Origin of the sequence: Endobacterium cereale, from assembly GCF_009617585.1 — a bacterium.
GTDB classification, from domain to species: Bacteria; Pseudomonadota; Alphaproteobacteria; order Rhizobiales; family Rhizobiaceae; genus Neorhizobium; species Neorhizobium cereale.
Window position 1 is genome coordinate 22,619 of record NZ_WIXI01000022.1, and the last position, 20,233, is coordinate 42,851.

Below are 20,233 nucleotides of genomic sequence, written 5' to 3' on the forward strand. Positions count from 1 at the left end.
TTCTGACTATCGACGCTCTCTGCCTCCCGGTGGGAGGGCGTTTTTTTATTCACACCACATATTGCCCTTGTTCGGCCAAGGCTGAGCAAGGCCTTCACGAATAAGAACCTTACCAGCATCTCTCCCGTCCGGCAGGATAACGCGAACCAGAACGCGCTTGTCGGAAGTCCGATCTTTCTCACCGTTGCCGGCGAGGCGGTAGCCTTTTGACATAAGGGCAATAAGGCGGTTCTTGGCTTTGTGGCCGATGGCTTTCTCTCGATCGCACTGGGCGCCGAATGTTTCCGGGGCATCGATATCCAGCATCCGCCACTTCTTGCCGTTTTGCCAGCCTGTGTCGCCATCAACAATACAGGTGAGCTTGCGGGCTTCTCGGTGTCCACCCGAGCACTCCTCGATCGCCATGGCTGGCGCCGTCCAAGTCATCAGGGCGGCAGCCGCCAGCAGTATGCGCATTCTCATTCCATCTCCCCAACTGCCGCGCGGCCCTAACGCGCCTCGGGATCAAGCCATCTACCGATGTCTGCCATGACCACGCGGCGCCCCTTTTCGGCGAGTAGTATTGTCATTGCGCTGCTTTCGACGATGTCCTTGTCCGCGTCGGAGGGCCAAATTCCGAGTGCTTGTTCAATGACTACGGCTGCGCGAGTGGTGAGGCCCGAGGGAACAGCCCTGCCTGCCCTTGTCTCTACCATCCATGCATTTTCTCGTGCGATGTTGCCAGCGTGCTGAACTGAGACGCCAAAGCGGGACGCTATAAGTGAAATCGGCTCACCAGCCAGCTTCAGCACGGCCATGACGTAGTCTCGTTCTGATTTTTCAAATTTTTGCATGCCGCGACTTATCCGCGGTGATGGCTCTCATCAAGTCGCAAAAACGCGAGGTTGATTTGATCAAATCGGATGGCTCGTGCGCTCCCAGACGAGCGATGCCCCATCCTAGGGCGCGTTATTTGGCCCAAGTGCATACGTCGTCGTAGCACGTCTCCGAGACGTGGGGTCGTTAGAATTTTCACAAATCCCAAGGTGGGTTAGTAGCAATCAGCTGGCTATCTAGTGATACATATATTTGCCAAGCTTGACCCGTCGCCACCTTGGCTGCGGGTCATTTTTTTATGTGGCTCAACCGATCCTGCACTTTGAAACGAAGGTCACCGATCTGCGACTAAGAATAGATCCTCGGCTGCCTCAGATTTTTTGTAGACCTTCATGAACACGTCCAGATTGGTTCGGGAAGGCCCTGAGATGTTAAATAAGCGGTTAGCTTCTCGGCTACTCAGATCGTAAGCCTTGCGGAACTCATCGACCGTATAAACTGCTTCTCTCGACATGCATTCCTCCGTTTTTCGCGCGGAGAATGCGCAATGCGTGGTTAGGTTCCTCCACGACCTTCGGTAAAGATTGGACCGCATCGAGCGTCAGCGTCTGACGCGCCTGAAAACCGCCTTGCCGGCACCGTGACAGATCCGGCCGCGTCGAGAGGCGAAGGCTAGCGCAGTATTAAATTTCGCGCTAGACTTTAGATATCACGCATATCCAGTCTGTGCCCGCTGCCTTGACCCGGCAGCGGGCTTTTTTGTTTCCGGTGAAAGGAACCATTGGAAACCCGGCATGTTCTAACTTGGTCAAAAGAAACCAAAGAGGAACACCCAATGATTAAGCTTCTCACAGTTGCTGCACTTTCGCTCGGTTTGGCTACGTCCGCTATGGCACAGGGTGCCAGCGGTGGCTCTGGTGGCGACGGCTCCAATGGCAGCAGCGCGAACAGCGGAAGCGGTAGCTCTGATCCGTCCAACGGCGGCTCGGGCAACAGCTCGTCGGGCGCCGACAGCTCCCAGGGCAATACCGCTGGCAGCTCGCAGTCCAACTGTGGCGCTCCGGGCGGCACGCAGGGTGCAGAGCAGGCGGGTAAAGCTGACTCGACTGGTGACAAGACCAACCCAGGTGCAGGCACCGTCGGCACATCTTGCTAATAGCTGTTTTGTAGAACGAATAGCGCCTATGGCCCGCCGGCCATGGGCGCTTTTTTCGTCCTAATTGACGTATAAAAAGACCCGTCAGCTGCGAACGCCGACGGGTCCAAGGAACAGCAGCCAATGATTAAAGCCGCACGTGACCAACCCTCATGTCGGGCAGATGTTCCCGCGGTTCTGAGCGACATTGAATCACTTGATGGTCGGGGTGTGGGCCTGCCTAGCGACCGGGCCCCGGTCGTCATTCGCAACATCCTCTGACGAGAACAAAGGGGTTTCTGCCAGCTCGCGTAGTTCTTGCGCCAATTTTGCAAGTTCGCCAGCGATCGGTCCCAACTTGGTCGGGTCGTTATCCTGATCAGTCATCTTGGGACCGTGGAAGATTCGGACTCCAGCGTCAATGACGTCATTCCAAATCGGGCACCTCGCCAGCCTGAAAGATCACTACGGGCGGACCGTATTCGCCGATTGCCGGGTCTGCCTCCCGGCTCCACGCGACGACGCCTGAATATTGGTCCGCCACCAGGCGCGCGTCGCGTTTCGCGCGCTCTTCTGTGTCAACCTGACGCGGCTCGAAGGCTGGCACAAGCTCTCCTTCATCGTTTTTGTTGAAGGCCGCCAATACGATCAATTTTCCCTTGGTCGTCATCTCAAACTTCCCAACTCATCGGCAAGCGTCGCGGCTTCATCTTGCGCGGTCTCGCGCTTGTACGGATAGTGTCCGTAGCACCACCACTGTGGCTCGGCCGCACCCAGGCGGAATCCCCAGCCACCCCACTTGCCGCATCCTTCCACACTGCAGAAGTGCATATATGGGCCAGTGCCATTTAGCTGGGCTGTGCGTCCCTCATCGCTCATCGCGCGCCCTCGATCAGAATGTTCGCGGCTAAGAGGCATGGGAACCTCGCTTCACACTCATCAGTTCCGCGCCGATCGCATCCAATTGCCATTATGCGGCGGAGCTCCACGAATTCGGTGTGCGATCCAAACTTTTTCACCAGTGCCTTGCGATCATAGACGCCGTGCCGATCGCAACGACTGCAAGTCATGTCGATCTGCTCGCCTCGGAAATCTTTCAGTGCTGGCAAGCTCATTGGTTTACCGGCCTCTGCGAACAAGGCTGCAGCGTCCAACCGGAGCGTGGTGGCGATATGCCTTCAGCCTCGAATTTCTTGGCAATGGTGATTTCTGCCTTGTGTTTGGCAGATCTGTAGTTCGGCGCTTGGACGGTGACGCGGCGCTTGCCGACCGAGAACATGAAGACCTTGTTCTCTGGCTTGGTGCCTGTCGAGAACCCTGCGCAGAACACCTTCCGGCTTGCGGCCTGGTCCAGCGCCTCGCGCTCATCAAAGGGCAAAGACGCCCACCATTTTTCGAAAGCGGCTTGATTTCGTGGCATATGAAGAACTCGCGAGCGTGTTTTGTTCTTATTATGTTCCATTTCTGACCTTAGTCAACTGCCTGCGCTGAAATGCCGATCAAGATGCTGATAAGTAACGAACAAATGTTCATGCGCAACTGTGGATGAACAGTGGAAAACGGACAGAATATTCATGTTTCGTTCTCACAACGATTAATGAACAACGCGGCATTTTACCTAGCTTCTAGAAGCGTGCGATAGATATAAAGAGCCCAAACGCACAAAGCCCCACGCATGTCTTACGTGGGGCAATGGCGCTGCCAAACCGACGCATCGTCAAGATCGATCGGCGCACTATACCAACTGTCCAAGTAAGCAGAGGTTCCAACGAAAAACCCGCCGGCTTGCACACCAGCGGGTTCGGACAGTCTGCGATTCCCGAGGAAGCACTATGTCGCAGGTTAAACTCAGTAGATGATCGGAAGTTCCTATCACTTCATCTTCCTCACTGCATTGAGGATGGCCGCAAGCTCCTCATCGTCTCCGAGTCCGGTCGCCAGATTTTCAGCCACCTCCATGACCGCCGCTAGCGTTTCGGCCTTGCTCCATCCGCCGGAGATTGCTCGGCAACAAGTTGCTGAAGATGGTCTTCGATCGCCTCCTGACAGTCGTCACCTTTTATCCAAGTTCACTTCTTTAGCCGCGGATGAATGAACGGTAGGAAGTTGTCGTCGTATTCCTCGTGTGCAAAATAGTCGAGCGCGCGCTGGCCTTCAGGGAGGAAGAAGTCGTCCCAATCACTGTCTGGTCCAGCCAGGAGTGTTCCGATCACCTGATAGGCTTGCTGAATCTTTGCTTCGAGTTCTTCGATTTTCTCTTTGTTAGTCATTTCTCACCTCACAAGAATAGGTTTGCGATCGGCAGCATGCCGAAGTCTCATTCTAGGTCTCCTCTGTGTGGTGACGCGGTTGGTGGCCGCAAATCTAACCTATGGCCGCACTATCTTTCGGTCAATGCACCACCCGCGGTGGGTAGACGCGGCCGGTCGACACTAGATAGTCGACAATCTCTTGCAGCAAATGGTCACGGCTGCCCAGATCTTGCATGATCGCCTCGAGCTTGGGTGCTGCTATTTCATAGTCCCCATCGGAAAGATCTGAGTCACCGACAATGTAGCCGCCCGCTACGGCCGTGATGTCACAGCCGGTCGCGGCGACGCGCTCGACGAATTCGGGGATCTGTTCTTCTCGCATGATTTTCATAACGCTCTCCTGGATTTGACGGCACCTTAGCCACGCCAAAAGGACCGCTCAATTGCAGAATTCTGCTAGGTAGATTCCTGAGGGAGAGCGAGGAACCTAAACCCTACTTGAATGTTATATTCATCTGACGTTCATGTTCAGATGGAGTTTCCAATGTTCCTCAACACATTCAATGCTGGCGCTGCTTTCGGGTTTTCACGCGAAACAGGTACGTCCTGCGGTAAGCCGGCAATCGAAGCTGAACTTCGATATTTGGACGGCGTGGATTGCAGCGACGTGCAGGTTGAGGAAAACGGTCCGTATATCGTTCTCGACGGAACAGTGCCATCGAGCCGGGAACTATCAAAGATTGTCCGTCTCGCCGCCGAGATCTCTGGGCGGGACAACGTCATCTGCCAATTGATTGTTGTTTCCAAGGACGAAAGCAAAGCGGCTTTTATGCATGGCTGAAAGTTTTCGATGGACATGACTTTGGGGCCCGTTAACAGCGGGCCTTATTCGTGTGGATGATTTCAGCCTTGGTCGCTCGACACATCAATGCAGCGTACTGATCAAATCGCCGAACCGATTGACGTAATCCGCCAAAGCTCTGGCGGCGCCCTCACTCAAGCACAGCATAGGTATGTTCCGCACCGGGCGAGGAGCTGTTCCGCGCGGCAGACGACTGCGCGCGGCAGACGACTGCGCGCAAAAAAAAGCCGCCAAGGCTCGAAGCGCTTGGCGGCTAAGGGCCGGCGGAGGTGTTGCCGGCATTAAACTTCGCCAACGACAACCAAACTGGGCGTCGTGGGCTTAAATGGCTGTAGGTCCTCTATCCGGTGATCCTCCACCCTGCCGTCATCTGTCAGGCATGAGGCGCGGCCGTTTATCTGCAGGCCAAGATAGATCAGGGGCGGATCGGCTGGCGTAAGCTGCACTATCTCGCCGACCTTGTATTCGTACATTGCGGATCCTCGCACTGGAGAAGGCCTCCCCAGAACCAGCGCCGAGGCGGTTTTGCCCGTCGCTGGTATTATCGTGGCGCCAGAACTCTCTCCAGAACCGTCCTTGTCGGGCGTCGGTCGTCATCACGATAGACGATATAAATTCTTCTGCCTGCCTCGGTGAGTTGGCGTCCGAGGACTGCCCAAATTTCGCCGTCCCACTGAACCTGCTGTCCGACACGAAAACGAAACTGCGCGAGCTCTGGATCGACTGGTGATGTCATGTCGATTTGAATGCCAGCCACCCTACCGTTGATATCGAAGCAGGGTCTGCCAACCTGGCTGCGTGGGAGAAGTCTTCTGTCGGATGAGGAATTGTCGGAAAGTGCTGCTGACGTGTTCATTTATGGCCCTCGTTGACTCATCACCTCGTGACAGGTACTTGATACAGGGTGCTAACTGAGGAGTCAACACCCTGTAGCAACTATTTGACACAGGGTGACAATATGGATCCAGTTCAGCTGCGAATGGCTCGTGCTGCGCTCAAACTAGGGGTACGTGAACTGGCAGAAATTGCTGGGGTCGCGACCGCGACGATCATGCGGTTCGAGAAAGAACATGGCGGTCTAAACAGTGCGACCGTCAAAAAACTAAAAGGCGCGCTAGAGGAGGCCGGACTTGAGTTCATACCTACTAACGGCGGTGGTCCGGGCGTTCGTCTGCGCGAGCCGGCGTGACGTCTAAAGGGATAATTCGCGACGACATCGAGTCGGACCTTCTGTTCGCAGCCCGTCTCGTCGACGAGCACGGCGACGTGATGAAGCCTATACTTGATCGTTGTGAACGCGAATACGCAGGGATCCGGAAGCCGCCTGAGGTTGAACGGATCCGTAAACTCATCGCCGATGCAAGGCGCGATGATGGCTTGCCGCCTTCTCTTTAACAATAGGCGGGAGACGGCGGTGTTCGCGGCATGAAAGGGATGGCCGTCGCGGAAACGAGCACTATGTGGTGGAGGTGAACATCCGGAGAGAGGACATTTCCATGAAGAAAACTGTAACCACTTTTCTCGCAATGACTTTCGTTGCCGCAGCATTGGCGTCGTGCGGCAACACAATTCGCGGCATGGGGCAGGACACTGCAAATACCGTTGACGCTACTCAGAGTGCTGGCAGACGCGTCGACCGCGCAGCGAGCTACTAAACCAGAAGCGAAACCATTTCTGTACGAGGCCGGGCGAGCGATCGTGCCGGCCTTTCTTATGGTGTTGAGAACTGCTCCGTACGTCGCGAAACATTCCGGGAACATTCAAGCTCAGGGAAGGTTGTTATGCAGGAGGAGATAATCATGCATAGAACATCGCGCAACACTCACGACTTGGCATTTTACATCGGTCTCAACGCGGCGCTTTTCTCGCTGATCTTCATCAGTCTGATGGTAGCCGGTGTGCTTTAGGAACTTCTGACTTGCTGTCGCATTGTTTCGTTAACGAAGGAGGATCCAATGCACATGGGACGCCCAATTCCCAAGTACACGCTCGAGGAACTCCAGCAGTCCTATGAGCTCAACATAGCTCAAGCGGTGAACATTCTCGACAAGTTTGGCAGCGAGAAAAGCCGGATAGATCGGTTTATGCGCCGCTGCAATCGGAGACGCCGCATAGGGGCAGGCGGAACAAATCACCGGCCCTGATCATTGTCTTTTCACTGATAACAATGGAGGAAATGCCATGGATTGGAACCGCGTCGAAGGAAATTGGAAGCAGGCGAAGGGCAAGGTTAAAGAGCAGTGGGGCAAACTCACTGACGACGACCTCGATGTCATCGCCGGCAAGCGTGACCAACTCGAGGGCAAGATCCAAGAGCGTTACGGATATGAAAAAGACCGGACCAAGAAAGACGTTGACGACTGGTATGGTCGACAGACTTGGTAAAGATGGACCCCGCTTCGGCGGGGTTTTTCTTTGCCATTTAGTGGGGAACCAATATCGCTCGACCTCGTTATCTGGCCGACACGAAACGTCGTGATAACAGATGCATACGAGGAAAAACTAATGAAGAAGATGATTGCCGCCGCCATGACCGTAGCGATGATGGGCACTGCTGCCTATGCGCAGCAGCCTGCTGCACCGGCAGCCCCCGCTGCTGAGCAGCCAGCCGCATCTGGTGCCGACGCAACTATGGTTGGTCCCGGCCTCACTATGGGTAAGGCAGCAACCATGCCGCTCAAGTATGTTGAGATCAAGGACACGGATCTCGTGACCTCCAAGCTGGTCGGCATGAACATTTACAACAAGGAAAATGAGGAAGTCGGTGAAATTTCCGACGTTGTTATCGGCGATGGCAAGTCGGTCATCGGCGTGATCGCAAGTGTTGGCGGTTTCCTCGGTCTCGGCAGCAGCTACGTCGTTATCGATCCGGCGTCCATGGCTATCGCTGACGACAACGGCACCTGGAAAGCCTATGTCGACACGAACAAGGAAACGCTGACCGCAGCGCCGAAGTTCGACTACGACAAGATGAAGAAGTAATTTTCGAATCCTCGTTTTCGTCCGCTACCACGGATGTACTGGAGCGGATGAAAACGAGTGCTAGGGCCGGGCGAAGTTTCGTCACGGCCCTTTTCTTCATGTCGATGAAGCGCATGGGTGGTACGGAAAATGACGAAATACTTCTTCCGAGTGAAGTTACCCGATGGCTCAGTCCAGGAGTCTTTCGAAGCTGAGTTTGCTACGTCCGCCGAAGCGAGATCGGAAGCCGTGCGGGCTGCCAGAGAAATGGTTTCAGATGGACTCTGGCATGGCCAGCCTCTCGCCAACGAGACCTTTGAAATTGTTTCTGAGGAGGGCGAGACCATTGAGGAAGTGCCGTTTCAATCGGTAGTCAATTTCGACTGACTAACGGCGGCAGCCAGCGCTTCAGCAAGCTCATTGCGGGACGACGGCTTCTCTAGCCACGGGAAGGCGGATAAAAATTCGCCGTGATATTCACGTTCGAACGGCGTGCCCGAATGGATAATCGTTGGTACTCCCAAGTGGTGCAAAATGCCCGCTATCGCCTCGCAGTTTCTCCCGCGGATATGGTAATCGATTACCGCTACGTCAGGCGTGTGTTCGCGTAAGAAAGCTAAGGCTTCGGGTACGCTCGGAAGCAATGTCACCTGACTGTATCCGAGGTCGAAAAGCATCGCCTCAACGTCTAGCGCGATGAGCATCTCATCGTCGAGGACGAGCGCAGTCTTGTTTTGTTCTACCATTGCCCTCCGTACCACGCACATCCCGCGCCGCTATATAAAATGTTAAAGTCCTGATTTGTGACACGAGCAATGAGCCGATGCCGCTGGTTTAGGTGGTGCGCGCACGAGTAATGCTTCCCAAGAGTTGGCGTCGGGGAACAATCGTCAAGCGGTCCGGTTCTTTCCGCAACCTAATGGAGCGCGCTGTCATGGATAGAAAAGACGATCCGGCTGTTGTTGAGAATGCGACCGCCGCTAGGCAAGGGCGTACCGGCGTGCCGGTACTTTTTGTCTTGGCTGCAGGGTTGATTTTGGCGCTGGTAGCATGGGGCTGGGCCGAATGGTGGCGTGAGGCAACAGATCCTCCTACTGAGCAAAACACAGCCGCTCCGCAGCCAGGTGCGCCGCAGGCTCCGCCACAAGCCCCTACTGCAGGGTCTGGCAACACTGCTCCCACGGATAGCACGCCTCACTCGCAGAGCGGTACAGGAGGTCCCGTACCTACAACTAACTCGTCGGGGTCTACGACTGCGCGCCCGTGACCTCTGGGTCTAACCAGTTTTACGACGTTGTGAGTGCAACCGCTCGCACAAGACGCACAACCCCTGATACTGCCCAGTAGCACGATTTCATAACCGTGCATTATCCGTGCACAAGTGGGCGGGAACACCTGCACAGCGCTGGGGCTCAGGGCAGCAGGGCCTGGACGTAGTCAAAGGTCGCATTGATCCATTCAGCACCGGGGATCTGCGCCATAGACGGCGCGAAAGTTGCACATGCTGAAACGACGAGCGCAATGATACCGGCCGCAACACGTTTGCGACCTTCCTTGACGAGCTCGTCTCTGACAGCAACCACTCCACGGACGACAAGTGACCATAAGTTTTCTAAAGTTCGGGCGAGTGCCAAGATTACCTTGCCATCGAGTTCAGCGCTGTCGGCTGCCCATACGCTTACAGTCTCGAGCGCTTCCGGGACTGCGGCGTCAGCTAGATTCGGCCTCTCTCTCAAATAGGATGCAAGAGCTCGGGACGTCGATCGGAGGCTGGTAAGGTCTTCATCAGACAATGCTACGCCTGCAGCGTTCTCGGCAAAGCGCTGCCATGCAGGAAACTGCGCCAGATAGTGGGATATATTTAGCAGATGTGCTGCGAGGATCGCGAACTGCGACGCGGCAAACTCATCGGAACTTGCTCGAAGAGCGGCATCAGCAGTCCGGACGCGCATGCCGATCTGGACCACGTCATTGCCGGCTTCAATCTTGCCTTGGAGCAGGGAGAATGCGGATATCAAACGTGGCCCGCAGTTCGAGGTCTGAAGCTCGCCCAATAGGCGGAAACCCTCCTCGATTAGAAGCTCACGCGCGCTGGCAGCGACCGCTTCGTCGCCTGGCAAGGTAGCATCAGTTTGAGGTTGGAGGACCAATCTGCCATCGCCAAAAGCGAACTGAAATGCCGCAATTTTCTGCCCCGGTATATGCTTGGCGATATCCTCGGGCGCCACTCTGTTAAGTCCAATTTCAAGCCCGAGCGTGTTGTTGTTCAGCGAGACGCATCTGCTCTCGAGTATTTGCGCTGCGCTAAGGGGCGTCGCCATACCCTCCGCTGGACGCACATCATTTCTTAGCGCCATCGAGGTAGAAAACGCGCTTATCTCTCCGATCATGATCCGAAGACGCTCTACTCGGTCCATGGCCATGCTGTCTGGCGTGCGAAGATTATCACTGATTTCCGTTCGCAGCACATAAACGGCGCGCTTAAGGCCTGGCAGGTCCTGCGCCACGGGTAGCGCGTCAACGAACCTGTCAAGTTCGATGGCTTTTCTATTGAGGGATGAAAGTAGCTTGATTGTGCGCTGGCTATCCACACTCTGCTCTCTGATTAAAGGCACACGAACCCTAATCGTTTCTACCACCGACGCACATATCTATAGTGTGCAACTATGTTTTTCCACAGGGGAAGCGACCTATCAAAACTGGTCTCCGATCTTGCATCTCATGTGCCAACCTGATTTTGTGCCAAAAATATCAGGAGGTCTATATGGCGAAGGTTAAGAGGCGGAAGTGGTCGAACGCCAGCGGAAACCATGAGGCTTGGCAGATTGATTTTGTCGACCGGTTTGGAAAGCGGCACCGTGAGCAATTCAAGCTCAAGCGAGATGCCGAGGACCGTCTCGCTGAGCTTCAGGGCTCGACTAGGTCGGGGACGTATCGGCCACTTGCCGACAAGGCTGATGTTGCGCAGGCATGTGCCGCGTTTTGCAAATATATGACCGAGAGGAGCAACCGTGGCGAGAAGGTAACTGAAAGTTACCTTCGCACCACGCGACAGCACTGTGAGAATTACATCGATCCCGCCGGCGATTACGTTGTTCGCAGGCCCGGTCTCGTGCGTAAGGACTCGATTGGTTTTAAAGGCGGGCTCGGGGCTATCAAGTTGGCGGACCTGACCGCGGCAAGGACCATCAAGTTCCGAGATGAAATGCGCAGGCATGGTGCAGGGGTTGTAACGACGCGCCGTGTCCTAGGGACGCTTTCTCGCATTATGAAACATGCGGTCGAGACAGATCTCGTTACAATGAATGTCGCCAAAGGGATCCGGGTCATCGGCACGAGGGACGAAGATTCCGAGCGAGTGACGCCGCCGTCAAAGGATGACCTGGCCACTCTCTTGGCCGCGGAGGTCGATGTCGCCCTTCAGGACGATGCTGCGGTGAAGCGGGCACGTAAGGTGCGCGACCAGATGATTGCTGCTGCCTTTAAGCTGCAGATTCGTTTTGCTGCCTCGACTGGTCTCAGGGCGTCGGAGCAGTGGGCTCTGCGTTGGCGAAACATAGACCTGCAGTTGGGAAAAGTGACCGTCGATAGCCGCATTGACGCATATGGTAACATCGACACAACGAAAAGCGCTGCTGGCAAGAGGACGGTCCCCATGGGCAAAGCACTCTTGACACGACTGATCGAGTGGCGAGCCGCAACGAAGTTCTCCAAGGACGACGATTTCGTTTTTCCAGATAGCCGAGGAAATTTCACCAGACATACGAATATGATGAAACGGTTCTGGGATCCTACGATCGTCGCGGCTGGCGTAGAGCCAATCGGTTGGCATGCACTTCGTCACTTCGCTGTGTCGACGTGGATTGAAGCCGGCCTTCAACCAAAAGCCGTCCAGACTCTGGCCGGTCACGCCTCATATGCGATCACCATGAACCGCTACGGTCATCTATTTCCAAGCGACGATCATCAGATCGCATTTGACAAGATCGCGGAGGCTCTGGCATGAATGGCACATAGGAGTCACATGGTTGCTTACATGTCCTGCAAAATAGGGGTTTACCGTCTGACTTTTAATCAGTAGGTCCAGGGTTCGAACCCCTGCGCTCTCACCACCTTACCGGTTTCCGATCGCCATGGAATGCAGTCGGAATTTTATCCAGACTGATATTGTCTGTGTCGAATCTGGCGTCGTGCTTTTGGCCCGAGACCAATGCGGAACACAAACCCGGTAAAACTCGTTGATGATCGCGGACTTTTGGTCCGAAAATCATCACGAGGAGAGAAAGCCATGGGCATCTTCAGCAAGATCAAGAACGCAATTTGGGGGCATCCTGCAGCGGCTGCGACGCCTTCGGCATCTGCGCCCGGCGCCACTTCTGCCGAGCCATCGGTCACCAGCACTGACCCCGTTGGTGGCACGGCATCAGCCGCACCCGCAACCTCCGGCGCATCGACAGCATCCACGCCGGCGGCTTCGGCCACACCAGCGTCAGGACAGGTTGTCGATATCGCGTCTATTCTCGATTCAGCCGTCAAGAACAGCGGTCAGAAACTCGATTGGAAACATTCAATCGTTGATCTGATGAAGGCGCTCGGCATGGATGCGAGCCTTGCGGAGCGCAAGGAACTGGCAGACGAACTAGGCTATACGGGCGAGAAGAACGGTTCCGCCGAAATGAACACCTGGCTGCACAAGGCGCTGCTCAAGAAGCTGTCGGAAAATGGCGGCAAGGTGCCGGCAGATCTGCTGGATTGAGTTGCGATCTCATTTAGGCGTCTTGAAGCAAGCTCGCCATGTGCGGGCTTGTTGCTTTTTGGGAGAGCCGGGCTTTCCAAGTCAGAACTTGCAGTCGTCAACCCGCGCCATCCTGCCGCATTCACGCTCCATCTCCGGTCGCCTATCCCTTCGCTTGTCAGGGGCCGTAGCTCAGCTGGGAGAGCGCCGCAATCGCACTGCGGAGGTCGGCGGTTCGATCCCGCTCGGCTCCACCAATCCCTTATCATCAACCATCCGGTCCTTTTCGCTCAGGCGAATTCGGTAACGATAAAATCGTAGCGGGGCACAACCGTCGGGCCGCCGCGCGGATAGTCGTAGATGCTGTGGTAACAGCGCACGAATTCGATACGCAGAACCGAAATGCCAAGCGGAACATAACGAACGGTGCCGGGCTCGGAAAATTTAACATGTTCGGCAAAATCCGTTTCGGCCTTCGATGGTACGCCATAGATGCGCCAGTCATTCGCCCGCGCCTCCTCGCTATCACGAAAAATCTCCAATTCAGGCTGCTCGATATCGGGAAAACCATATTCCAGCTTGATGACGAAACCAAAAGCCTCTGCCCATTCCGTATTCAAGGAGATGTGCGTGAGGTTCATCGTAACGGGTCTTCCGGCGGCTTCCGTTGTGCTCATGCCCCCAAAACTAATGCGGTTGATGCAGCAGGCAAGCCGGCCCGGACTGAATGCAATCGCCGCCTGCGCCGCAAAAGGTGATTGGCAAGCGGATGTCGTCGGGGCTAGGAGAACGCTGTCTTCCGTTCTGGAGCCGTTTGCGTGTCGATTGCCGAAATTTCCCTGCTGAGCGCCCTGTTCGCTGGCGCCCTGTCTTTCCTGTCTCCCTGCGTTCTGCCGCTGGTGCCGCCCTATCTCTGTTATATGGCCGGTGTTTCCGTGGAGCAGTTCCGTGGCGGCAAGGCGGATGGACCGGTTGTCGTCAGCTCCGAGACCAAGCGGGCGATTCTGTTTTCAGCATTCTGCTTCACGCTGGGGTTTGCCACCGTATTCGTGGCGCTGGGGGCCGGCGCATCGTCGATCGGCGTGATGCTGCGCCAGCATCTGGATATCCTGTCCAAGATCGGCGGCGTGATCATCATCATCATGGGCCTGAATTTCTTAGGCCTGTTCCGGATCGGCATGCTGGCACGCGAGGCGCGATTCCAAGGCGGCGGCAAACCTGCCACGCTCTCCGGCGCCTATGTGATGGGGCTTGCGTTCGCATTCGGCTGGACGCCCTGTATCGGGCCGATCCTCGGCACCATTCTCGGCGTTGCCGCCTCGCGCGATACGGTGGGCGAGGGCGTTGCACTTCTGTCCGTCTATTCGCTCGGGCTTGCCGTGCCGTTCTGGATCGCTGCCGGCTTTTCCGGTGCCTTCATGCGGTTCCTCAGCCGTTTCCGCCGCCATCTCGGCATGGTGGAAAAGGTCATGGGCGGCCTGCTGGTGGTGACCGGTCTCGCCTTCCTGTTCGGTTTCATTTCCGACATGGCGATCTGGTTCCAGCAGACCTTTCCAATTCTCAGCCAGATCGGCTGACACGGCCGCCCCTCAGGCGCTTTTGCGCATCCATGAGGGCTTGAACGTGTTCAGCAGGTCGCGAACGCCGCGGCCCGGTTCCACGCCTTCGCGCATCAGCAGGTTTCTGAGAGGGCTGATGCCGGAAAGCAGATGCAGGCCACCGGCGCGCGCCAACTGCATCGGCAAAAAGTCCGAAAGAAGCGAACGGTTGAGCAGATCGACGCCAAAGGTGCGTGTCATGATATCGGGACGGCGGCGGCGCTCGAAACGGTCGCCGGTGTCTGCGGCAATGTCACGGCCGTCGGCATTGCCGACAAGGTCGACCAGCGCCATTACATCCCGCAGCGACAGATTGAGGCCCTGCGCGCCGATCGGAGGGAAGGCGTGCGCGGCTTCACCGACCAGCGCGATGCGGCCCTTGCCGAAACGTTTTGCCATCAGGCTGGAAAGCGGCCAGCTTTGCGCACCGGCTTCCACCGTAATCTTACCGAGGATCGACTGCATGCGGCGCTCCACCTCAAGCGACAGCTGATCGAGCGGCAGGGCCAGCAAACGTTCGGCGGTTTCGGGCGTTACCACCCACACAAGGCTGGAACGGCGCCCCGGCAGCGGCACCTGCGTGAACGGGCCGGTCTCGGTGTGAAATTCGGTGGAGACATTGCCGTGCGGCAGCTCGTGCGAAAAATTCAGGACGACAGCCGATTGCGGATAGGCCCATTTTTTGACGTCGATGCCGGCGCCATTGCGCAGGATCGAGTTGCGGCCATCGGCACCGACGGCGAGCGCCGCTATCAGTGTTTCGCCATTGCCGAGCGTCAGCGTCACGTGTTCTGCGGACGGTTCGGCCTTTTCGACCGTGCTGTCGATGCGCTGGATATTGGTTTCGGCGGCGACTGCTTTTTCCAGAACCTCGGACAGGGCCTTGTTGGGGATGTTGTAGCCGAAGGCGGCAAGGCCGAGCTCGGCGGCGCGGAACTGCGCCGGCGGCGCGCGCAACAGACGGTCGGTGCCATCGATGATCTGCATGACCTGAAGGCCGGCGGAGGACGGCTCGATCAGCTGCCAAAGGCCGAGGCGGTCCATAAAGCGGATCGACTGGTCCATCAGTGCGGTGGTGCGCTCGTCATTGCCGGCTTTCACCGGGCCGATCAGCGCCACCTTGCGACCGCTGCGGGCGAGCGCCAGTGCTGCCACGCTTCCGGCCAGTCCGTGTCCGACAACGGCTATCTCGACATCATGCATGGCAGAACTCCTTGATTGATGGCGCTCATTTATGCCTTTCGGCCATACTTATCCATAAGCGATTTGCTGGTTTTAACCGTGCGCTCAAGCAGAAGGTTGCATTGCCGGGCGATTGGCCGCATACCGCCATGCTTGAATTAGACATGGGGAATACCTTTTGATCCGGCGCGTCTTCAACTATCGCAAGGTTCCCTACGCGGAAATCCGCGCTTTCTCCGTGCACATCCTCACGGCTTCCGGATCGTTCTTCGCATTTCTCGGCGTTGTAGCTGCTTCTGAATCACGCTTTGTCGATATGTGGTGGTGGCTCGGCCTTGCACTCTTCATCGATGGCATCGACGGACCGATCGCGCGAAAAGTTCGGGTGCGTGAAGTCCTGCCGAACTGGTCGGGCGATATGCTCGACAATATTATCGACTATGTGACCTATGTGCTTCTGCCGGCTTTTGCGCTCTACAAGAGCGGCATGATCGGCGAGCCATGGTCCTTCGTGGCGGCCGGCATGATCGTCGTGTCGAGTGCCATCTATTATGCCGACATGGGCATGAAGACCGACGAATATTTCTTCTCGGGCTTTCCGGTCGTCTGGAACATGCTGATTTTCACGCTGTTCGTGATCCAGCCGAGCGCTGTAACGGCCATGATCATCGTCGCGATCTCGGTGTTCCTGACCTTTCTGCCGATTAATTTCCTGCATCCGGTACGCGTCAAGCGTCTGCGGCCGCTCAATCTCGGCATCTTTTTCGTATGGTGCGCCTTGAGTGGTTATGCGCTGCTGCTGCATTTCGACAGCCCGCCGTGGCTGGTCTGGGGCGTGGTGATCACCGGACTTTATCTCTACGTCATCGGCGGCGTGCTGCAGATGTTCCCCAAACTCGGTGCGCCCAAATAAGATCTGTGGCCGTATCTTGTTTGCAGTTGTGCATGGCTTAAAAAAGAGCTTGAATGTTTTTTAGGCGTTGATACGGAGAAGTCTTTGCAGATGTCATCATCCGGGCATCAGGTTTCAGAGAAAGCCGCCCGCGATGGACGAGGGGAATTGAGTGGTTTCATCGCAGGATCAGGGAGAGCCTTCGCTTCTTTCGGTTCGAGGGCTGACGAAGCTTTTCGGCACTTTTTCCGCATGTGACGGGATCGACCTCGATATCGCTCCCGGTGAAATCCACGCGCTGCTGGGCGAAAATGGTGCCGGAAAATCCACGCTCGTCAAGATGCTGTTTGGGGTTCTCCAGCCAAGCGCCGGGCAGATTTTCTGGCAGGGAAAGCCTGTCTCCATCTCTTCACCTGGTCAGGCAAGAAATCTTGGCATAGGAATGGTTTTTCAGCATTTTTCGCTGTTTGAAGCCCTGACCGTTGGCGAGAATATCGCGCTCTCGCTCGATCCGAAGATTTCCCTTTCGAAGATCTCGCAAGAGGCGGCGGCGCTGTCGCATGCCTATGGGCTGCCGCTCGATCCCAACATGCATGTGGCCGATCTTTCTGTCGGCGAGCGCCAGCGCATCGAAATCGTCCGTGCTCTTCTTCAGAACCCCAAACTCATCATTCTCGATGAGCCGACCTCGGTCTTGACGCCGCAGGAAGCGGAACGCCTTTTCGAGACGCTGTTCAAGCTCAAAGCCGAGGGCCGATCGGTCCTCTATATCAGTCACCGACTGGATGAAGTCCGGCAAATCTGCGACCGCGCCACCGTGCTGCGGCATGGCAAGGTGACGGGCGCCTGCGATCCGAAGCAGGAAACCCCGGCCTCGCTGGCCCGCATGATGGTGGGCAGCGATGTTGCCGCCGTGCATCGCGAGGAGCTTGGCGCGCCGGGAGAGGCGCTGCTCGAGGTTTCCGGCATGTCGGTTGCCGCACGTACGCCGTTTTCCGTATCGCTGAAGGATGTTGCCTTGGCCGTGCGGGCCGGCGAAGTGCTGGCGATCGCCGGCGTTGCCGGTAACGGTCAGGGCGAACTCTTTGACGCGCTTTCGGGTGAATATCCGGTGAGCGACAAGGATGCCATCAAGATCCGTGGCAGGTCGGTCGGGCGTATGCGTATCAACGACCGCCGTCTGCTGGGTGCCGGTTTCGTGCCGGAAGAGCGGCATGGCCATGCGGCCGTGGCGCAGATGTCCTTGTCGGACAATCTGCTGCTTGCGCGTGCGCATTCCGATCGCAAGGCGTTTTTGTCCGGCGGGTTTGCCAGCGTCATCCGTCATGGTGCAGTGCGCAGTGCGGCTGCCCGCATCTGTCAGGCCATGGATGTGCGCAAGAGCGGTGAGGACCCGGCCGCCGGTTCGCTCTCGGGCGGAAACCTGCAAAAGTTCATCGTCGGGCGCGAACTGGACCGCCAGCCTTCCGTGCTGGTCGTCAATCAGCCGACCTGGGGCGTGGATGCGGGAGCCGCAAGTCGTATCCGGCAGGCGCTGATCGATCTTGCCAAAGCCGGTTCGGCCGTGGTGGTGATCAGCCAGGATCTCGACGAAATTTTTGAAGTGGCGACGTCGATTGCGGTGATTTCCGAAGGCAAGCTGTCGCAAGCCTATCCGGCCGGGGAACTTTCGCTGGAACGTATCGGTCTTTTGATGGGCGGCATCCACGATTCGACCCAACATGCTTCTCATGATGCAGCCATGGCCGGGGAGGCTGCCGATGCGCATTGAACTCGAACGGCGCCCACGTGCCTCCACTGCCTTTGCCGCCATCTCGCCGCTGCTCGCGCTGGTGCTCACACTGTTTTTCGGCGGGCTGATGTTCTGGCTGATGGGCAAGGACCCGGTCGCTACGCTCTACACTTTTTTCGTCGAACCGCTGTTCGATGTCTGGTCGCTGCATGAACTGGTCATCAAGGCGGCACCGCTGATCCTGATCGCTGTCGGCCTGTCGATCTGTTATCGCTCCAACAACTGGAATATCGGCGCCGAGGGGCAGTTCACCATCGGTGCGATTACCGGTTCGATCCTGCCGGTTCTGATGCCGCAATGGCATTCGGTGCTGCTTCTACCCGCCATGCTGATCATGGGCATGCTGGGCGGCGCGCTTTATGCCGGCATCCCGGCGCTGTTGAAAACGCGTTTCAACACCAATGAAATCCTGACCAGTCTGATGCTGGTCTATATCGCCCAGCTGTTTCTCGATTGGCTGGTGCGCGGTCCCTGGCGCGATCCGCAGGGCTACAATTTTCCGAAAACCATAAGCTTTGCGCCTGAAGCGATCCTGCCGGAACTATTGGACTCCGGCCGTGCCCACTGGGCGGCCGTATTCGCCATCGTTGCGGCCGTCGCGCTGTGGTTCATGATGCGCTTCATGCTCAAGGGGTTTGAGGTTTCTGTTCTGGGTCAGGCCGAACGGGCAGGGCGGTTTGCCGGTTTCTCCTCAAAAAAGATGGTGTGGTTCGCGCTGATGCTGTCCGGCGCGCTTGCCGGGCTTGCCGGCATTTCCGAAGTGTCGGGTTCGATCGGCCATCTGCAGCCGTCGATCTCGCCGGGTTACGGTTTTACCGCCATCATCGTCGCCTTCCTCGGTCGCCTCAATCCGCTCGGCATTATCGCGTCCGGTCTGGTTCTGGCGCTCACCTATCTCGGCGGTGAAGCGGCGCAGCTGTCCATCGGCATTTCCGACAAGATTTCGCGCGTCTTCCAAGGCCTGCTGCTGTTTTTCGTGCTCTCCTGCGACACGTTGATCCTCTACCGCATCCGACTGGTGTTTTCCGGCAACAAGACTGAGGCGGGAGCTCAAAAAAATGTTTGAAGCAATCCTGCTGACCGTCATGACCGCCGCAACGCCGCTGGTGATCGCCGCCATGGGCGAACTGGTGGCGGAACGTTCTGGCGTGCTGAACCTCGGTGTCGAGGGAATGATGATCATGGGCGCCGTCTGCGCCTTTGCGACGGCCCATATGACCGGCTCACCCTATCTCGGCGTTCTGGCCGGCATCGGCGGCGGTGCATTGTTTTCGCTGCTGTTCGGTTTCCTGACGCTGACGCTCGTTACCAATCAGGTGGCGACCGGTCTGGCGCTGACCATTCTCGGCCTCGGGGTCTCGGGCCAGCTGGGCGAAAGTTTTGTCGGCCTGGCCGGCACGAAACTGCAGCCGATCGTGTTTCCGGTTCTCTCGGACATTCCGTTCATCGGCCGTGTTCTGTTCGCGCAGGACCTGATCTTCTACCTGTCGATCGCGCTGATCATCGGCGTCAACTGGTTTCTGTTCAAAAGCCGCACGGGCTTGAAGATGCGGGCCATTGGCGACAATCACGGCTCGGCGCATGCACTCGGCATCAACGTGGTGCGCACCCGTTATCTGGCCGTTCTGTTCGGCGGCGCCTGTGCCGGTCTCGCCGGAGCGCAGCTGTCGCTGGTCTATACGCCGCAATGGGTGGAAAACATGTCGGCCGGCCGTGGCTGGATCGCGCTGGCGCTTGTCGTGTTCGCCTCGTGGCGGCCTTGGCGTATTCTCGCCGGCGGTTATCTTTTCGGCGCCGTAACGATCGGTCAGCTACATGCTCAGGCCTTTGGTGTGGGCATTCCGTCGCAATTCCTTTCGGCACTTCCTTATGCCGCCACTATTGTCGTTCTTGTGATCATTTCGCATAATCGCCGCACGACACTCATCAACACGCCGGCCTCGCTCGGAAAACCTTTCGTTCCGGACCGATGACAGCGCGCAATAACAAACGAACAAACACTTCAAGC

General features: G+C 56.9%; 25 protein-coding genes and 1 tRNA gene. 15 read left to right on the top strand and 11 right to left on the bottom strand.

Annotation, left to right across the window (positions count from 1 at the left end; genetic code table 11):
• Positions 1-45: 45 nt before the first annotated feature.
• Both GAO09_RS00340 and GAO09_RS00345 read right to left on the bottom strand, forming a co-directional pair.
• A complete protein-coding gene (locus GAO09_RS00340; RefSeq protein ID WP_209018556.1) occupies positions 46-456 on the bottom strand; it encodes a thermonuclease family protein in 411 nt (136 codons plus the stop codon).
• Positions 457-488: 32 nt separating this feature from the next.
• Positions 489-833 carry a hypothetical protein gene (locus GAO09_RS00345; RefSeq protein WP_153352096.1) on the bottom strand — a complete coding sequence of 115 codons (345 nt, stop codon included), beginning with the start codon at positions 831-833 and terminating at the stop codon, positions 489-491.
• An 818-nt stretch (positions 834-1,651) separates the two neighbouring features.
• Here GAO09_RS00345 and GAO09_RS00350 point away from each other — a divergent pair.
• Positions 1,652-1,972, top strand: coding sequence for a hypothetical protein (locus GAO09_RS00350; protein ID WP_153352097.1), 321 nt, complete (start codon positions 1,652-1,654; stop codon positions 1,970-1,972).
• A gap of 406 nt (positions 1,973-2,378) precedes the next feature.
• On the opposite strand, the gene GAO09_RS00355 is transcribed toward GAO09_RS00350, so the two are convergent.
• The 4 genes from GAO09_RS00355 to GAO09_RS00370 form a co-directional block, all read right to left on the bottom strand.
• Positions 2,379-2,621, bottom strand: coding sequence for a hypothetical protein (locus GAO09_RS00355; RefSeq protein ID WP_153352098.1), 243 nt, complete (start codon positions 2,619-2,621; stop codon positions 2,379-2,381).
• Positions 2,622-3,062: 441 nt separating this feature from the next.
• Positions 3,063-3,413, bottom strand: a complete 351-nt coding sequence (locus tag GAO09_RS00360; protein WP_153352099.1) for a dsRNA-binding motif domain-containing protein — start codon at positions 3,411-3,413, stop codon at positions 3,063-3,065.
• A gap of 607 nt (positions 3,414-4,020) precedes the next feature.
• Complete coding sequence (locus tag GAO09_RS00365; RefSeq protein ID WP_153352100.1) at positions 4,021-4,221, bottom strand: hypothetical protein; 201 nt, start codon at positions 4,219-4,221, stop codon at positions 4,021-4,023.
• 121 nt (positions 4,222-4,342) lie between these two features.
• Positions 4,343-4,594 carry a hypothetical protein gene (locus GAO09_RS00370; RefSeq protein ID WP_235937874.1) on the bottom strand — a complete coding sequence of 84 codons (252 nt, stop codon included), beginning with the start codon at positions 4,592-4,594 and terminating at the stop codon, positions 4,343-4,345.
• A 153-nt stretch (positions 4,595-4,747) separates the two neighbouring features.
• Here GAO09_RS00370 and GAO09_RS00375 point away from each other — a divergent pair, with 153 nt between their 5' ends.
• Positions 4,748-5,044 carry a BON domain-containing protein gene (locus GAO09_RS00375; RefSeq protein WP_209018557.1) on the top strand — a complete coding sequence of 99 codons (297 nt, stop codon included), beginning with the start codon at positions 4,748-4,750 and terminating at the stop codon, positions 5,042-5,044.
• A gap of 302 nt (positions 5,045-5,346) precedes the next feature.
• Here GAO09_RS00375 and GAO09_RS00380 read toward each other — a convergent pair whose 3' ends face one another.
• Complete coding sequence (locus GAO09_RS00380) at positions 5,347-5,538, bottom strand: hypothetical protein (protein ID WP_153352102.1); 192 nt, start codon at positions 5,536-5,538, stop codon at positions 5,347-5,349.
• Positions 5,539-6,023: 485 nt separating this feature from the next.
• Here GAO09_RS00380 and GAO09_RS00385 point away from each other — a divergent pair, with 485 nt between their 5' ends.
• From GAO09_RS00385 to GAO09_RS00405, 5 genes are all read left to right on the top strand, one after another.
• Positions 6,024-6,254, top strand: a complete 231-nt coding sequence (locus GAO09_RS00385) for a helix-turn-helix domain-containing protein (protein ID WP_153352103.1) — start codon at positions 6,024-6,026, stop codon at positions 6,252-6,254.
• Positions 6,255-6,591: 337 nt separating this feature from the next.
• Positions 6,592-6,720 carry an entericidin domain-containing protein gene (locus tag GAO09_RS00390; RefSeq protein ID WP_235937895.1) on the top strand — a complete coding sequence of 43 codons (129 nt, stop codon included), beginning with the start codon at positions 6,592-6,594 and terminating at the stop codon, positions 6,718-6,720.
• Positions 6,721-7,246: 526 nt separating this feature from the next.
• A complete protein-coding gene (locus GAO09_RS00395; RefSeq protein WP_153352105.1) occupies positions 7,247-7,450 on the top strand; it encodes a CsbD family protein in 204 nt (67 codons plus the stop codon).
• A gap of 120 nt (positions 7,451-7,570) precedes the next feature.
• Positions 7,571-8,047: a PRC-barrel domain-containing protein gene (locus GAO09_RS00400; protein WP_153352106.1), complete on the top strand. Its 477-nt coding sequence runs from the start codon at positions 7,571-7,573 to the stop codon at positions 8,045-8,047.
• Between the two features lie 129 nt (positions 8,048-8,176).
• Positions 8,177-8,413, top strand: coding sequence for a DUF6894 family protein (locus GAO09_RS00405; protein WP_153352107.1), 237 nt, complete (start codon positions 8,177-8,179; stop codon positions 8,411-8,413).
• Here the strand turns inward: GAO09_RS00405 and GAO09_RS00410 are convergent.
• Together GAO09_RS00410 and GAO09_RS00415 are read right to left on the bottom strand one after the other, a co-directional pair.
• On the bottom strand, positions 8,389-8,772 hold the full coding sequence (locus tag GAO09_RS00410) for a response regulator (RefSeq protein ID WP_209018558.1): 384 nt from the start codon (positions 8,770-8,772) through the stop codon (positions 8,389-8,391). The two genes, GAO09_RS00405 and GAO09_RS00410, sit on opposite strands and share 25 nt — an antisense overlap.
• 666 nt (positions 8,773-9,438) lie before the next feature.
• Positions 9,439-10,617: a hypothetical protein gene (locus GAO09_RS00415; protein WP_153352109.1), complete on the bottom strand. Its 1,179-nt coding sequence runs from the start codon at positions 10,615-10,617 to the stop codon at positions 9,439-9,441.
• A 173-nt stretch (positions 10,618-10,790) separates the two neighbouring features.
• On the opposite strand from GAO09_RS00415, the gene GAO09_RS00420 reads away from it, so the two are divergent.
• From GAO09_RS00420 to GAO09_RS00430, 3 genes are all read left to right on the top strand, one after another.
• Positions 10,791-12,032, top strand: coding sequence for a tyrosine-type recombinase/integrase (locus tag GAO09_RS00420; RefSeq protein ID WP_153352110.1), 1,242 nt, complete (start codon positions 10,791-10,793; stop codon positions 12,030-12,032).
• A 282-nt stretch (positions 12,033-12,314) separates the two neighbouring features.
• A complete protein-coding gene (locus GAO09_RS00425; RefSeq protein WP_153352111.1) occupies positions 12,315-12,782 on the top strand; it encodes a DUF3597 domain-containing protein in 468 nt (155 codons plus the stop codon).
• Positions 12,783-12,942: 160 nt separating this feature from the next.
• A tRNA-Ala gene (locus GAO09_RS00430) sits at positions 12,943-13,018 on the top strand.
• A 33-nt stretch (positions 13,019-13,051) separates the two neighbouring features.
• On the opposite strand, the gene GAO09_RS00435 is transcribed toward GAO09_RS00430, so the two are convergent.
• The gene (locus GAO09_RS00435; protein WP_153352112.1) at positions 13,052-13,402 is read right to left on the bottom strand and encodes a hypothetical protein; all 351 of its coding nucleotides are present in this window, start codon (positions 13,400-13,402) and stop codon (positions 13,052-13,054) included.
• A 177-nt stretch (positions 13,403-13,579) separates the two neighbouring features.
• Here GAO09_RS00435 and GAO09_RS00440 point away from each other — a divergent pair, with 177 nt between their 5' ends.
• On the top strand, positions 13,580-14,338 hold the full coding sequence (locus tag GAO09_RS00440) for a cytochrome c biogenesis CcdA family protein (protein ID WP_324184716.1): 759 nt from the start codon (positions 13,580-13,582) through the stop codon (positions 14,336-14,338).
• Between the two features lie 12 nt (positions 14,339-14,350).
• On the opposite strand, the gene GAO09_RS00445 is transcribed toward GAO09_RS00440, so the two are convergent.
• Entirely contained in the window at positions 14,351-15,562 is a 1,212-nt protein-coding gene (locus GAO09_RS00445; RefSeq protein WP_153352113.1) for a UbiH/UbiF family hydroxylase, read from the bottom strand.
• A gap of 157 nt (positions 15,563-15,719) precedes the next feature.
• On the opposite strand from GAO09_RS00445, the gene pcsA reads away from it, so the two are divergent.
• From pcsA to GAO09_RS00465, 4 genes are all read left to right on the top strand, one after another.
• Positions 15,720-16,454: a phosphatidylcholine synthase gene (gene pcsA, locus GAO09_RS00450; RefSeq protein WP_153352114.1), complete on the top strand. Its 735-nt coding sequence runs from the start codon at positions 15,720-15,722 to the stop codon at positions 16,452-16,454.
• Positions 16,455-16,605: 151 nt separating this feature from the next.
• A complete protein-coding gene (locus tag GAO09_RS00455) occupies positions 16,606-18,204 on the top strand; it encodes an ABC transporter ATP-binding protein (RefSeq protein WP_324184717.1) in 1,599 nt (532 codons plus the stop codon).
• Positions 18,194-19,291, top strand: coding sequence for an ABC transporter permease (locus tag GAO09_RS00460; RefSeq protein ID WP_153352115.1), 1,098 nt, complete (start codon positions 18,194-18,196; stop codon positions 19,289-19,291). The genes GAO09_RS00455 and GAO09_RS00460 overlap by 11 nt, the downstream gene beginning before the upstream one ends.
• A complete protein-coding gene (locus GAO09_RS00465) occupies positions 19,284-20,198 on the top strand; it encodes an ABC transporter permease (RefSeq protein ID WP_153352116.1) in 915 nt (304 codons plus the stop codon). Before GAO09_RS00460 ends, GAO09_RS00465 begins: the two co-directional genes overlap by 8 nt.
• The last annotated feature ends 35 nt before the right edge of the window (positions 20,199-20,233 follow it).

Bases quoted from the DNA above. Each gene is read 5' to 3' on its own strand.
- GAO09_RS00340 (WP_209018556.1), bottom strand. From the start codon at position 456: ATGCGCATACTGCTGGCGGCTGCCGCCCTGATGACTTGGACGGCGCCA.
- GAO09_RS00345 (WP_153352096.1), bottom strand. From the start codon at position 833: ATGCAAAAATTTGAAAAATCAGAACGAGACTACGTCATGGCCGTGCTG.
- GAO09_RS00350 (WP_153352097.1), top strand. From the start codon at position 1,652: ATGATTAAGCTTCTCACAGTTGCTGCACTTTCGCTCGGTTTGGCTACG.
- GAO09_RS00355 (WP_153352098.1), bottom strand. From the start codon at position 2,621: ATGACGACCAAGGGAAAATTGATCGTATTGGCGGCCTTCAACAAAAAC.
- GAO09_RS00360 (WP_153352099.1), bottom strand. From the start codon at position 3,413: ATGGAACATAATAAGAACAAAACACGCTCGCGAGTTCTTCATATGCCA.
- GAO09_RS00365 (WP_153352100.1), bottom strand. From the start codon at position 4,221: ATGACTAACAAAGAGAAAATCGAAGAACTCGAAGCAAAGATTCAGCAA.
- GAO09_RS00370 (WP_235937874.1), bottom strand. From the start codon at position 4,594: ATGAAAATCATGCGAGAAGAACAGATCCCCGAATTCGTCGAGCGCGTC.
- GAO09_RS00375 (WP_209018557.1), top strand. From the start codon at position 4,748: ATGTTCCTCAACACATTCAATGCTGGCGCTGCTTTCGGGTTTTCACGC.
- GAO09_RS00380 (WP_153352102.1), bottom strand. From the start codon at position 5,538: ATGTACGAATACAAGGTCGGCGAGATAGTGCAGCTTACGCCAGCCGAT.
- GAO09_RS00385 (WP_153352103.1), top strand. From the start codon at position 6,024: ATGGATCCAGTTCAGCTGCGAATGGCTCGTGCTGCGCTCAAACTAGGG.
- GAO09_RS00390 (WP_235937895.1), top strand. From the start codon at position 6,592: ATGACTTTCGTTGCCGCAGCATTGGCGTCGTGCGGCAACACAATTCGC.
- GAO09_RS00395 (WP_153352105.1), top strand. From the start codon at position 7,247: ATGGATTGGAACCGCGTCGAAGGAAATTGGAAGCAGGCGAAGGGCAAG.
- GAO09_RS00400 (WP_153352106.1), top strand. From the start codon at position 7,571: ATGAAGAAGATGATTGCCGCCGCCATGACCGTAGCGATGATGGGCACT.
- GAO09_RS00405 (WP_153352107.1), top strand. From the start codon at position 8,177: ATGACGAAATACTTCTTCCGAGTGAAGTTACCCGATGGCTCAGTCCAG.
- GAO09_RS00410 (WP_209018558.1), bottom strand. From the start codon at position 8,772: ATGGTAGAACAAAACAAGACTGCGCTCGTCCTCGACGATGAGATGCTC.
- GAO09_RS00420 (WP_153352110.1), top strand. From the start codon at position 10,791: ATGGCGAAGGTTAAGAGGCGGAAGTGGTCGAACGCCAGCGGAAACCAT.
- GAO09_RS00425 (WP_153352111.1), top strand. From the start codon at position 12,315: ATGGGCATCTTCAGCAAGATCAAGAACGCAATTTGGGGGCATCCTGCA.
- GAO09_RS00435 (WP_153352112.1), bottom strand. From the start codon at position 13,402: ATGAACCTCACGCACATCTCCTTGAATACGGAATGGGCAGAGGCTTTT.
- GAO09_RS00445 (WP_153352113.1), bottom strand. From the start codon at position 15,562: ATGCATGATGTCGAGATAGCCGTTGTCGGACACGGACTGGCCGGAAGC.
- GAO09_RS00460 (WP_153352115.1), top strand. From the start codon at position 18,194: ATGCGCATTGAACTCGAACGGCGCCCACGTGCCTCCACTGCCTTTGCC.
- GAO09_RS00465 (WP_153352116.1), top strand. From the start codon at position 19,284: ATGTTTGAAGCAATCCTGCTGACCGTCATGACCGCCGCAACGCCGCTG.